The 13,263-nt window shown below is 54.2% G+C and carries 9 protein-coding genes; 8 read left to right on the forward strand and 1 reads right to left on the reverse strand.

The annotated features are described in order from the left end of the window. Positions 1-65 precede the first annotated feature (65 nt). From E6Q52_RS08490 to E6Q52_RS08525, 8 genes are all read left to right on the forward strand, one after another. Complete coding sequence (locus E6Q52_RS08490; RefSeq protein WP_292821044.1) at positions 66-1,535, forward strand: hypothetical protein; 1,470 nt, start codon at positions 66-68, stop codon at positions 1,533-1,535. A gap of 18 nt (positions 1,536-1,553) precedes the next feature. Further along, the gene (cobA, locus tag E6Q52_RS08495; protein ID WP_292821046.1) at positions 1,554-2,339 is read left to right on the forward strand and encodes a uroporphyrinogen-III C-methyltransferase; all 786 of its coding nucleotides are present in this window, start codon (positions 1,554-1,556) and stop codon (positions 2,337-2,339) included. A gap of 79 nt (positions 2,340-2,418) precedes the next feature. Next, complete coding sequence (locus tag E6Q52_RS08500; protein WP_292821048.1) at positions 2,419-3,630, forward strand: NarK/NasA family nitrate transporter; 1,212 nt, start codon at positions 2,419-2,421, stop codon at positions 3,628-3,630. A gap of 33 nt (positions 3,631-3,663) precedes the next feature. Next, positions 3,664-5,352 carry a bifunctional protein-serine/threonine kinase/phosphatase gene (locus E6Q52_RS08505; RefSeq protein WP_292821050.1) on the forward strand — a complete coding sequence of 563 codons (1,689 nt, stop codon included), beginning with the start codon at positions 3,664-3,666 and terminating at the stop codon, positions 5,350-5,352. A gap of 481 nt (positions 5,353-5,833) precedes the next feature. Then, entirely contained in the window at positions 5,834-8,401 is a 2,568-nt protein-coding gene (gene nirB, locus E6Q52_RS08510; protein WP_292821052.1) for a nitrite reductase large subunit NirB, read from the forward strand. 15 nt (positions 8,402-8,416) lie between these two features. Continuing rightward, positions 8,417-8,800 carry a nitrite reductase small subunit NirD gene (nirD, locus tag E6Q52_RS08515; protein WP_292821053.1) on the forward strand — a complete coding sequence of 128 codons (384 nt, stop codon included), beginning with the start codon at positions 8,417-8,419 and terminating at the stop codon, positions 8,798-8,800. Positions 8,801-8,819: 19 nt separating this feature from the next. Next, a complete protein-coding gene (locus tag E6Q52_RS08520) occupies positions 8,820-10,367 on the forward strand; it encodes a molybdopterin-dependent oxidoreductase (RefSeq protein WP_292821055.1) in 1,548 nt (515 codons plus the stop codon). Beyond that, entirely contained in the window at positions 10,292-12,988 is a 2,697-nt protein-coding gene (locus E6Q52_RS08525; protein ID WP_292821057.1) for a sulfite reductase subunit alpha, read from the forward strand. The genes E6Q52_RS08520 and E6Q52_RS08525 overlap by 76 nt, the downstream gene beginning before the upstream one ends. A gap of 67 nt (positions 12,989-13,055) precedes the next feature. On the opposite strand, the gene E6Q52_RS08530 is transcribed toward E6Q52_RS08525, so the two are convergent. Then, positions 13,056-13,263 (reverse strand): IS3 family transposase (locus E6Q52_RS08530; RefSeq protein WP_292821059.1); only part of this gene is annotated, 208 nt, incomplete at its 5' end.

Consider the following 13,263-nt stretch of genomic DNA (forward strand, 5'->3'; position numbering starts at 1 on the left):
TCACCCGCCAGCACTGCATACCTCATCGAAGTATGGTTACCCCACATTGCATAAAGGAGCAACACATGAACGCTAACTCACACCCACGCCTGCGTCAAGTTTCAGTGGCGATTTTACTGGCAGCGTTAAGCATGCAAGCCATGGCCGAAGAAGAAGCCCTGCCTGAATACACCTTCATGGACGCGATTAAAACCGGCAAGAACATGACGAGCTTTAGATTGCGTTATGAGAATGTACAGCAGGATGGTTTGCAACCACCGACCTTACCCAATGGCACAGCCAACCCAGGGGCAACACAAGACCTGAAAGATGCCAACGCATTGACGATGCGCAGCCTGATTGGCTGGCAAACGGCGCCCTACCATAACTTTAGCTTTGCAGCGCAACTGATTAATGTGTCCAAACTGACAGACAACTTTAACGATAGCACCAACAGCACGCTGACCAATAGTGTGTCTAACCAGGCGGGCAAGATTGAATACGCCAAGGTGGTAGACCCTGACTACACTGGCCTCAACCAGTTATTTGTCGAGTGGACTGGCATTAAAAATACCCGTGTGCGTGCGGGTCGCCAACAAGTGAATCTGGATAACGTGCGCTTTATCGGTGATATTGCTTTCCGTCAGGTCATGCAAGTGTTTGATGGCGTGTCGATTTTCAACAAAACCATTCCAGACACCGAAATTTTTCTGGCGCACTTTGAAAGCCTGGAGCAAATCACGGCAAAACACCGTTCAGATGGCGCGCTGGATATTGTCAATGCACGCTACCGCATTTCGCCCACTGAGTTTCTGGTAGGTTATGCCTACTTGGATGGTTTTCAGGATTTAGGCATGGGTCGCGCCTGGTTCGGCAATGGCACCACTGCCGCTGCCATTGCCGCCGGTAAAGGCGGTGCCGCTAACCAGAATGCCGATCAAGGCAACAAAATTATAGGTGCACGTCTGGATGGCACCCATCCATTCACGCCTAACTACCGTGCACACTACACGGCAGAGTATGCCAAGCAGACCGATTACAGCAATGGTGACTCACGTATTGATGCGCACTACTACAAATTGGGCGGCGGTTTTGGCATTGATAACTTCAATATGCGCGTCGACCAGGAGCTGTTATCCAGCAATAACGGCAAGTATGCCTTCCAGACCCCACTGGGCACCAACCACCTGTTCCAGGGCTGGGTAGATAAATTCTTGGCCACTCCACTCGAAGGCATTAAAGATACCTTTGTAACCGCCACGTATCGCTATGGTGACTTTTTGTTCTTTGCTGATTATCACCTGATTGATTCAGATGAAGATTTTCATACCGTAGGTGGCGGCAACCGCACCAATGGTTCACGCTATGGTAAGGAATGGAATGCCGCGGTGACCTGGAATGTCGACAAGAACTGGATGACCAAGCTGGAGTACGGCAAGTTTACGGAAGGTGACCGTTATGCGCTCACCGCCAACGTGCCAGACAGCATCCCTGGCAACCGTGGCCGCGTGCGCGACACCGAAAAATTATGGCTAACCGCCATGTATACGTTTTAACTCTTTAAGGAATTGGCCATGACATCAGCCGCAAAAGTGTATTTAGTGGGCGCTGGCCCAGGCGACCCGGACCTTATTACGCTCAAAGCCGTCAAGGCCTTGCAGCAAGCTGAGGTAGTGCTGGTCGATGACCTGGTCAACCCAGCCCTGCTCATGCATTGCCCACAGGCACGCATTGTGCCGGTCGGCAAGCGCGGCGGCTGCAAGTCTACCCCGCAGCACTTTATCAACCGCATGCTGGTGGCGCTGGCCGAGCAAGGGCAACAGGTGGTGCGCCTCAAGGGCGGCGATCCGTTTGTGTTTGGCCGTGGCGGCGAAGAAATGCTGGCCTTGCGTGCAGCGAATGTGCCTTATGAGATTATTCCCGGCATGACCAGTGGTATCGCCGCCTGTGCCAGCATGGAGGTGCCTGTGACCCACAGAGGATTGAACCATGGCGTCACTTTTGTCACCGGCCATACGCAGGATGGCGGTCCATTGCCTTGGCAAGCGCTGGTCGCCTCAAATACCACGCTGGTGATTTATATGGGCTTGCAACACTTGCCTGAGATTTCGCGCGCGCTGATAGAAGCAGGGATGTCGGCAGACATGCCCTGTATGGTGGTCGAAAACGGGACACGCGACGATCAACGTTCAGTCATCTCGTCTATACAGGCCATGCCTTATGAAGCCCATAGAGAAGAGATAAAAAGTCCAGCCATTATTGTCGTCGGCGAAGTGGTGACATTAGCCAAGCGCACTGAACAAGCGCCAGATTGGCAACACTCGCTGCAATCCTGGTTGAATCAGGCCCATGCAGCTTAAATTTATAGCGTGCCTTGATCCACATCCAATGGTCGGCGCGCGCATCAAAACCTTTTAATATAGATTACCGGAGCAACAAATGAAAAAGAGTTTTTGGGAGGTAGGCCACAAGCCTACGCTATTTTCAGCGTTCTTTTATTTTGACCTGAGTTTTATGGTCTGGGTCATGCTCGGCCCACTCGCAGTGCAAATTGCCAGTGACCTGCAATTAAACCCGGCGCAAAAGGGCCTGATGGTGGCAACCCCTGTGCTGACAGGCGCCTTGTTACGCATTGTCATGGGCGTACTCGTCGATCAGCTTAAACCTAAAAAAGCGGGCCTGATTGGTCAAGTCATCGTGCTGGCAGCCTTGCTGACGGCGTGGTTGCACGGCATACATACGTATCAGCAAGCTTTGTTGCTTGGGGTGTTTCTGGGCTTTGCCGGAGCAGCGTTTGCCGTGGCCTTGCCACTGGCCTCCCGCTGGTATCCGCCTGAACATCAAGGCACTGCCTTGGGTATTGCGGGCGCAGGCAACTCAGGGACCGCGCTGGCAGCCTTATTCGCCCCCGGCTTGGCCGTGGCGTTTGGCTGGAACAATGTATTTGGACTAGCCCTGATCCCGCTGCTGCTGGCATTGATTGTCTATACTGCGTTGGCAAAAGATGCGCCAGATACGCCGGCGCCTAAATCGTTGTCGCAATATCTGTCTGTACTCAAAGACAAAGACGCCTGGTGGTTTATGCTGTTTTACAGTGTGACGTTTGGTGGCTTTGTCGGTATGGCCTCTTCGCTGACGATCTATTTCCATGATCAGTATGGCCTGGACCCGGTGCATGCGGGTTACTTCACCGCCGCCTGTGTGTTTGCCGGTTCACTGGTGCGGCCATTTGGTGGTTTGCTGGCAGACCGTATCGGCGGCATCCGCACGCTGAGTGCGATGTATATTCTGGCTGCCGCCTTTCTGTTTATCCTGAGTTTGGGGATGGATAGCCAGGCAGCAGGTCTGGGCGTCGTCGTCTTGGCCATGGCTTCGCTTGGCATGGGCAATGGTGCTGTGTTTCAATTAGTGCCACAACGTTTTCGCAAAGAAATTGGCGTCATGACTGGATTGGTCGGCATGGCAGGTGGCATTGGTGGCTTTTACCTGGCTTCCAGCCTGGGTTACTCTAAACAACTCACCGGCAGTTACCAGCTTGGCTTAACCATCTTTGCCGGGTTGGCCATCCTCGCTTTCATCGGCCTGGCTGGCGTTAAAAAACGTTGGCGGACCACGTGGGGCGCAGCCAGCGTCACGGCTGCCAAAGTATAAGAGTATCGACGATTGAAGTAAGATGATGAAGCTATGAGCCTGATATACAGCGTCGGTGAAAGCAGTCTGACCGGTCCGCGACCACGTAATGAAGATTACGTGACTGCGGTGACCCCAGCTGCCCCGCAGTTGGCAATCAAAGGCGCACTGATGCTGGTTGCCGATGGCGTCAGCGGCGGTGCTGGTGGTGCAGAAGCAGCTGAAATGACGGCAAGAACCGTCTCGGCTGACTACTACGCCACGCCTGACACCTGGACCATACAACATGCGTTGGACAAAGTGGTTCAGGCAGCCAATCAATGGGTGTTATCCCACGCACGCAAGCATAGCCAGATGGCGGGCATGGCGACGACGTTATCCATGCTGGTGTTACGCGGCCAGCGCTATGTGCTGGCGCATGTGGGGGATACGCGCATTTATCGTCTGCGTGAACAATGCCTGGAACAGCTCACGACTGACCATGTCTGGGACAGGCCAGACATGCGCCATGTCCTCAAACGGGCCATAGGCCTGGACGACCAATTAACGGTGGATTATGCCGAAGGATTGCTGCAACCCGGTGATGTCTATGTGATTGTCAGCGATGGCGTATGGTCAGCATTGGGCAATGCTGAAATTCATAAAGCATTGATGCTCTACCGCACACCGCAAATGGTGGCCGAACATCTGACGCAGTTGGCGATAGACAAAGGCAGCCCCGATAATGCTTCTGCCGTGGTGGTGAGTATCGAAAGCATCGGCCAAGATCATCTGACCGATATGCTGGCAGACGCACATCACTTGCCGTTACCGGCCAAGCTGACGGTTGGCAGTCAAATCGATGGATTTACGGTCACCAAAATTATCCATGATTCCCGTGTCAGTATTCTGTATCAGGTCAAAAATACGGCCGGGCAATTATTTGTATTAAAAACCCTGCAACCAGCCCGTGCCGATGATACAGAAAGCTGTGAAGCCTTACTAAATGAAGAGTGGCTGGCGAAGCGCGTGGTGTCGCAATGTGTGCCGCAAATCCTGCCACTCACCAGAGAGCAACGCACTTATCTTTACTACGTGATGACCTGGCATGAAGGCGCGACCTTGCAGCAACGGCTGGATGCCGGACACCACTTTACGATGAATGGCGTAGCCAATATCGGCCAGGATTTATTACGCGGGCTCAGTATGTTGCACCGTCTCAATATCGTGCACCGCGATATCAAGCCCGCCAATATCCATCTCGGCAGCGATAATCGCCTGCGTATTCTCGATCTCGGCGTCGCCCTCAACCCTACCCTGCCGATGCCTGAGCAAATGGAAAATCCGGGCACTCCCAGTTTTATGTCCCCTGAATTATTTGATGGCAAGGTCGCTGATAGGCAAGCGGATATTTACGCAGCGGGCGTCACCATGTACCACTTGCTGACGCGTAAATACCCTTATGGCGAAGTAGAGCCGTTCCAGTCACCTCGCTTTGGCGAACCCATCCGCCCCAGCCGCTACCGGCCAGAAATTCCAGCCTGGCTGGAAAACATTATTCTGAAAGCGATTGCCAAAAAAACGGCCGACCGTTTTGAAACTGCAGAAGAAATGCTGCTGGCGCTTGAGCATGGCGAATTAAAGTCGATTGCGATTCCACGCACGCCGCTGATTGCGCGCGCCCGCTTGGTGAAATGGCAGTGGCTGGCGGTGTGCTCATTGCTGATCAACCTGCTGCTGGTGTATTTGCTGTTTATCTCCTAGTCAGCCAAGATGGGTGACGAGTTCACTACCGGCGAAATCTGAAACCTCCTGCAAAGATCAATTCTGGTGCAATCCCTTTAATTTGCATCATTAGCGTGCATATTCAAATCACAGATGCATGGGCTTATGACCCAGAACGATGCAACATCTCGTCTGTTACACACATTTAAAAACTATAAAAAACAGACACTTACAATACTGATCGCCTCTCTGATGCTCAGATTGGCATATCAATTGCTTTTCAAGCATTAAATTCTCTTCATTGAAGATGAGTATTTTTTAAAAAGGGATGCTGGCAGTCAGTCATCCCTGAATGGACAACGGCGTCCATAGCTTATCCGCAGCGTTGCATCAAGCATCCGCGGCATTGGCTATGGACGCCTTTTTTCGTTTTTAGGCCTGGTAAACACTTAGGTAAATCGCAAGACATGTTTATGGCAACACAACGACCACGCACATGCTTGCCCATGATAGGAAACACATGATGAATCAACTTACCCGCATCGTCATCGTCGGCAACGGCATGGTAGGACATTATTTTATGCAGGAGCTGGTCAAGCGCCATCCCGATCTGCACGCGGCGCAGCTGCAAGTCACGGTATTGGGTGAAGAACCACGGCCTGCCTATGATCGCGTGCACCTTTCCAGCTTTTTCTCTGGCAGCACCGCTGAGGATTTATCTTTAGTCGAGCCTGGTTTTTATGACCGCCCGGGGCTGGAATTACGTCTGAATGCGCGCGTCAGCCAGATTGACCGCCACCAGCATACCGTCACGCTGACAGACAATACTGTTCTGCCCTACGACAAGCTGGTCTTAGCCACAGGCTCTTTCCCGTTCGTGCCGTCTGTGGCTGGCCGTGACCGCGACAACTGCTTTGTCTATCGCACCATTGAAGACCTCGAAGCCATGACCGCCGCAGGTAAAACGGCTAAAAGTGGTGTCGTGGTCGGTGGCGGCCTGCTCGGCCTGGAATGCGCCAAGGCATTGAAAGACATGGGCCTGGAAACCCATGTGGTGGAGTTCGCGCCACGCCTGATGGCGGTACAAGTCGACGAAGCGGGCGGCAAAGTGCTGCGCAGCAAGATCGAAGAGCTAGGCGTACACGTACACACCAGCCGCAACACCACCGCGATTGTGGATGGCGCCACCGCGCGCCACCGCATGGTGTTTTTTGATGATACCTGGCTGGAAACCGACATGATCGTGTTCTCTGCCGGCATCCGCCCACGTGACGAACTGGCACGCGAATCTGGCCTGGCCATCGGCGCCCGTGGTGGTATCGCCATTGATGATTTTTCGCGCTCCAGCGACCACGATATTTACGCCATTGGCGAATGTGCCAGCTGGCATGACGAAATGTACGGGCTGGTCGCCCCGGGCTACGACATGGCGCGGACGGCTTGTGCGCACTTGTCTGGTGAAACCACCGCCACCTTTCAGGGGGCGGACATGAGCACCAAACTCAAACTGATGGGCGTCGATGTGGCGAGCGTGGGTGATGCGCATGGCAAAACTCCTGGTTGCCGCAGCTATCAGTACACGGATGAAGTACGCAATATCTACAAAAAAATCGTCGTCAGTGAAGATGGCAAAAAACTGCTGGGCGCGGTGTTGATTGGCAACGCCGATGAATATGGCACGCTGCAACAGATGACCGTCAATGCGATGGCCTTGCCGGAAAACCCTGAATTCCTGATTCTGCCAGCCAGCGATGGCAAGGAAAAACCTGGTCTGGGCGTGGATGCGCTGCCAGACACAGCGGTGCTGTGTTCCTGTAATAACGTCAGCAAAGGCGCGATTGGTGAAGCGGTGGCGGCGGGCAATTGCAGCATCGGCGCCATCAAGTCCTGCACCAAAGCCGGGACGGCTTGTGGTGGCTGCGTGCCACTGGTGACGCAAGTGATGAAAGCACAGATGGTGAAACTGGGCATGACCGTCAACAACCACCTCTGCGAACACTTCCCTTACTCGCGCCAGGAGCTTTACCACCTGGTGCGCGTAGAGCAGATCAGGACCTTTGACGACCTGTTGCACAAGCACGGCAAAGGGCTGGGCTGCGACATTTGCAAACCCACCGCCGCCAGTATCCTCGCGTCGGTCTGGAACGACTTTATCCTCAAAAAAGACTTGGCTTCACTACAAGATTCCAACGACTACTTTTTGGGCAATATCCAGAAAGATGGCAGCTACTCGGTCGTGCCACGGATGCCGGGGGGCGAAGTCACGCCTGATGGCCTGATTGCGATTGGCCAGATTGCCAAGAAATACAAGCTGTATACCAAAGTCACCGGCGGCGCGCGTGTCGATATGTTCGGTGCCCGCGTTGAACAATTACCGAATATCTGGGAAGAACTCATCGCCGCAGGTTTCGAGTCTGGTCATGCCTATGGCAAATCACTGCGCACGGTCAAAAGCTGCGTTGGCTCAACCTGGTGCCGTTATGGCGTCGATGACAGTATCGGCCTCGCTGTGCAGTTAGAGAACCGTTACAAAGGTTTGCGTGCCCCGCACAAAATCAAGTTTGGCGTCTCTGGGTGTACGCGTGAATGTGCCGAAGCCCAAGGCAAGGATGTCGGTTTAATCGCCACCGAAAACGGCTGGAACCTGTATGTCTGCGGTAACGGCGGCATGAAGCCACGCCATGCCGAGCTCATCGCCAGCGATCTAACCAAAGAAGAAGCGATCCGCATGATAGACCGTTTCCTGATGTTCTATATCCGCACCGCTGACCGACTGCAACGCACCAGCACCTGGCGCGACAACCTCGAAGGCGGTCTGGACTACCTGCGCGACGTGGTGATTCATGACTCGCTGGGCCTGGGCGCCGAGCTGGAAGCACAGATGCAACACGTGGTCGACCACTACCAGGATGAATGGAAAACCGCCGTCAACGATCCTGAAGTGCGCAAACGCTTCCGTAGCTTTGTAAACAGTAAAGCAGAAGACAGCAACATCGTCTTCGTGAATGAACGCGAACAGATACGCCCGGCCACGGTAGAAGAAAAGAAACAAGCGAAGGTCATTCCTATCCTCGCTACCACAGAGTAATCAACGGAGTCAGTCATGAGTCAAGGTCAACAAGCCGCCGCATTGGATGCGGCAATGAATCAAAGCGCAAGCCAGTTAGGCGCCTGGCACCCGGTGTGTGCCCTCGAAGACATCTGGCCGAATATGGGCGTCTGCGCCCTGGTTGAAGGGCGTCAGATTGCGATTTTCCGCCTGCAGGACAACCAGCTTTATGCGTTGGATAACTATGATCCGCACAGCGACGCCAACGTGCTGTCGCGTGGCATCGTCGGTGACTTAAGTGGCGAACGGGTGGTCGCCTCGCCGATCTACAAGCATCACTACCAGTTGCGCACGGGGGTTTGTGTAGAAGATGCCAGCATCAGTCTCAAGACTTACTCGGTAGAACTGCGTGACGATACCGTGTGGGTGCAGGTTTAGTCAGGGATAACACACAACTATGGTGACACAGGTTAAATCAGTCTGCCCTTATTGCGGTGTCGGTTGCGGCATTGTGATGGAAGTAGAACACCAGAAGGTGATCAAGGTGTATGGCGACAAGCAGCACCCGACCAACTTTGGCCGCCTGTGTACCAAAGGCAACACCTGCATCCAGGCCATCGCCGACTCCGGACGTTTGGAGTACGCCTATGTGCGCCCGGCGCGCGGACAAGAATCGGTGCAAACCGGCATAGACGCCGCCATTCAAGAAACCGCCCGCCGCTTGCGCGGAATTTTGGACCAACATGGCCCGGATGCGATTGCGCTGTATGTGTCTGGCCAGATGTCGATTGAGTCACAATACCTGGCCAACAAACTGGTCAAAGGCTATCTCGGCAGCAACAATATTGAATCTAACTCGCGCCTGTGTATGGCCAGCGCAGGCAGTGGCTACAAATTATCGCTGGGTGCCGACGGCCCGCCAGGCTCCTACCAAGACTTTGACCAGACCGACCTATTCTTTGTCATTGGCGCCAATATGGCCGATTGCCATCCGATTTTATTCCTGCGCATGATGGATAGAGTCAAAGCCGGAGCCAAGTTGATCGTCGTCGACCCACGCCGCAATACCACGGCAGATAAAGCTAACTTGTTTATGCAGATCAAGCCAGGCACAGACTTGGCTTTGCTGAATGGCCTGCTGCATTTGCTGGTGAAACATGGCCACACCGATGCTGCCTTTATTGCCGAATTTACTGAAGGCTGGGAGGTCATGCCAGACTTTCTTGAGGCATATTCGCCAGAAAAAGTGGCTGACATCACAGGATTGCATGAAGCTGATATTCGCCAGGCAGCTGAGTGGATAGGCACCAGCAACAACTGGATCAGTTGCTGGACCATGGGGCTAAATCAAAGCACGCATGGCACCTGGAACACCAATGCCATTTGCAACCTGCACCTGGCCACCGGCGCGATTTGCCGCCCGGGTAGCGGCCCGTTTTCACTGACCGGTCAACCCAATGCCATGGGCGGCCGTGAAATGGGCTATATGGGCCCAGGCTTGCCAGGCCAGCGCTCCGTGCTGGTCGAACAAGACCGCCAATTTATTGAGCAATTATGGCAGGTGCCGGAAGGCACCCTGCATACACGCCTGGGTGGCGGCACCGTGGCCATGTTTGAGCAGATGATGGCAGGCAAGATCAAAGCGTGCTGGGTGATTTGCACCAACCCGGTCGCCAGTATGGCAAACCGTAAAAATGTGATTGCAGGGCTAGAAAAAGCTGAATTGGTGATTGCGCAGGATGCGTTCTTAGATACCGAAACCAATCGCTATGCTGACATTTTGCTCCCGGGCGCACTCTGGGCCGAGGCAGAAGGTGTGATGATTAACTCCGAACGCAACATGACCCTGATGCAGCACGCGGTGAACCCACCCGGCGAGGCAATGGCAGACTGGCAGACTGGCAGATCATTGCAAAAGTCGCTTGCGAGATGGGCTTTAATGAAGGCTTCAGCTACACCTCTGCCGCCGAAATATTTGAAGAAATCACCCGTGCCTCTAACCTGAACACCGGCTACGACATTCGCGGCGTGAGCCATGACAAGTTACGCCAACAATCGCTGCAATGGCCATATGCGCCAGACAGCACAGAAGATCGGCATCCGATTCGCTACCTCAATGATGGCATCAGCCAAAAGTTGACCGTGCGTGAAGACGGCAGCCAACCGCGTATTGCCTTTGCCACGGCCAGCGGTAAAGGCGTCTTTTTTGCCCGCCCGCATATGGATCCGGCCGAACTACCAGACACCGACTATCCGTTTGTGCTTAATACCGGCCGCCTGCAACACCAATGGCACACGCTGACCAAAACCGGCAAGATCGCAACACTGAATAAGCTCAACCCCGGGCCGTTTGTAGAGCTGCATCCTGCAAATGCTGCGGCGCTGGGCATACAAGACAAAGATCAAGTAGAGATTCGCTCGCGGCGTGGCCGCGCCGTCTTACCGGCGGTGGTGACTGAGCGGGTAAGCGTCGGTAACTGCTTTGCGCCCTTTCACTGGAACGATGTGTTTGGCGATGATTTGACCATTAACGCCGTCACTAGCGATGCGATAGACCCTATCTCGCAGCAACCCGAATTCAAATTTTGTGCGGTAGCGATGACGCGCGTGGCACCTGCCCAGCGGTCGGCTCTGCAACAAGAGGATGCCGTCACCACCAGCACGGGGGACTCACCCAAGAACCACAAGGAACTCCCAATGAAAGAGATTGATGCGCTGGCCAGATTGCTAGGCTTGGACAACCAGCCCGACATCATCCTCGATGCAAAAGAACAACTTTACCTGCAAGGCTTTGTCACCGGCCTGCGCAGCGAAGAATCGCGCCAGTTAGGCGGCGTGCCGATGTTGCCAGACGGCGCACCTATCGCCCCGGCCAAACATATTTTAATCAACGGTATGTTGGCTGGACTGTTTGCGCGTCGCTGGCTGCCACAGGGGGCGAGCCTGCCCACAGGCTTGCCAGATTTTTCGGCCACGCAAATGGCTGCAGCCGCCCCAGTGACCATTGTTTGGGCCTCGCAGACCGGCAATGCCGAAAGCTTTGCGGACCACTGTGCCGCACGCCTCAAAGCCAGTGGCTGCCATGCCAAAGTCGTCTGCATGGACAGCATCAACGTCAACGAGCTCGCCGCCACCCGGCAGATACTGCTGCTCGCCAGCACCTTTGGTGACGGCGACCCGCCAGATAATGGCGAAAAGTTCTGGCAAGCGTTACAGGCAGACAGTGCACCCAGGTTAGACAACACCCATTTCGCCGTACTGGCCTTCGGGGACTCTAACTACGACCAGTTTTGTGGCTTTGGCCGCAAACTGGATGCACGGCTGGCGGCACTTGGCGCGCAACGCCTGACCGAACGCGTCGATTGCGAGCCCGAGTTTGAGCAAGCCGCCAATGATTGGCTGAATAAAGTGGTCGCCGCATTGGCCAACAGTGCCGTGACCGTCGCACAACCCAGCATGGCACTGGCCGGTGATATTGATGAAGCCGCCGCACAAACGGCCACGACAGCAAACCCAGGCTACAGCCGCCAGCATCCATTGCAGACCCGGTTAATCATTAACCAGCGCCTCAATGCTGCAGGTGCCGACAAGGAGATCCGCCAGTTTGGTTTTGATTTAACCGGCAGCGGTTTTACCTATGAGGCCGGCGATGCCCTGGGCGTTTGGCCGACGAACTGCCCGGAACTGGTCGGTGACATCTTGCGGGCATTAAAGCTTTCCGCTTCCACCCTGGTCACGGTCAAGGATCAAGGCACGCTTGCCCTGAGTGAGGCCTTGTTGCACCACTACGAGATCGCACGCATTACCCCCGATCTATTGAAATTTGTACAAACACGCAGCGCCAGCCCGGCACTGGCCCTCTTGATGGAAGATGAGCAACGGCTAAAAGACTGGCTATGGGGCAAACAGCTGATTGATCTGCTGCAGGCCTTTCCCATCCGGGTCGAGGCCAGCGACTGGCTAGCCGTACTCAAACGCCTGCAACCACGGTTGTATTCAATTTCGTCCAGCCCCAAAACACACCCCAACCAGGTGCATCTCACTGTCTCTACCGTGCGTTACGGTCAAAACCACGCACGCGGCGGCGTCTGCTCTACCTTTATGGCCGACCGCGCAGGGGATATCAACGTGCCTATCTTCCTGCAACGCTCCGCACACTTCCGCCCGCCCAAAAACCCGGATACACCGTTGATTATGGTCGGCCCCGGCACCGGCATTGCGCCATTTATCGCCTTTTTGCAAGAACGCCAAGCCACTGCTGCCAAGGGCAAAAACTGGCTGTTTTTCGGCGAACAACACGCCACCACAGACTTTTATTACCGCGAAGAACTAGAGAGACTACAACAAACAGGCGTACTCACCCGCCTAGACACAGCCTTCTCACGCGACCAGGCTGACAAGATTTATGTGCAACACCGCATGCTGGAACAAGGCGAGCAGCTATGGCAATGGCTGCAACAAGGCGCCCATTTTTGTGTATGTGGTGATGCCAGCCGTATGGCAAAAGACGTGGATGCTGCACTGAAAACGATTGTGCAAACGCACGGCAAGATGAGTGCAGAAGATGCTGGAGACTATGTAGCCAAAATGGCGCAGGAAAAGCGCTATGTGCGGGATGTTTACTAGCTTCTATCACAGCATTTCTGACACCTTTGGAGTCTGACTGGACTTCACCCGCTTTACTAGACGATTATCAGGTTCCAATCTGTAACTTTTCAAACTCCATTGGACTCAGCTGATTGAGATGGCTGTGACGCCGTTTTCGATTGTAAAACACTTCGATATATTCAAATATCTCTGATTTAGCTTCCTCTCTTGATGCATAGATTTTTCGCTTCACTCGTTCCTTCTTTAAGCTACTAAAAAAGGATTCTGCCACGGCGTTGTCATAGCAATTACCA

The organism is Methylophilus sp., from assembly GCF_008015755.1.
Taxonomy (GTDB): Bacteria; Pseudomonadota; Gammaproteobacteria; order Burkholderiales; family Methylophilaceae; genus Methylophilus.

Bases quoted from the DNA above. Each gene is read 5' to 3' on its own strand.
- E6Q52_RS08520 (WP_292821055.1), top strand. From the start codon at position 8,820: ATGGTGACACAGGTTAAATCAGTCTGCCCTTATTGCGGTGTCGGTTGC.
- nirB (WP_292821052.1), top strand. From the start codon at position 5,834: ATGATGAATCAACTTACCCGCATCGTCATCGTCGGCAACGGCATGGTA.
- E6Q52_RS08490 (WP_292821044.1), top strand. From the start codon at position 66: ATGAACGCTAACTCACACCCACGCCTGCGTCAAGTTTCAGTGGCGATT.
- nirD (WP_292821053.1), top strand. From the start codon at position 8,417: ATGAGTCAAGGTCAACAAGCCGCCGCATTGGATGCGGCAATGAATCAA.
- E6Q52_RS08505 (WP_292821050.1), top strand. From the start codon at position 3,664: ATGAGCCTGATATACAGCGTCGGTGAAAGCAGTCTGACCGGTCCGCGA.
- E6Q52_RS08525 (WP_292821057.1), top strand. From the start codon at position 10,292: ATGGGCTTTAATGAAGGCTTCAGCTACACCTCTGCCGCCGAAATATTT.
- E6Q52_RS08500 (WP_292821048.1), top strand. From the start codon at position 2,419: ATGAAAAAGAGTTTTTGGGAGGTAGGCCACAAGCCTACGCTATTTTCA.
- cobA (WP_292821046.1), top strand. From the start codon at position 1,554: ATGACATCAGCCGCAAAAGTGTATTTAGTGGGCGCTGGCCCAGGCGAC.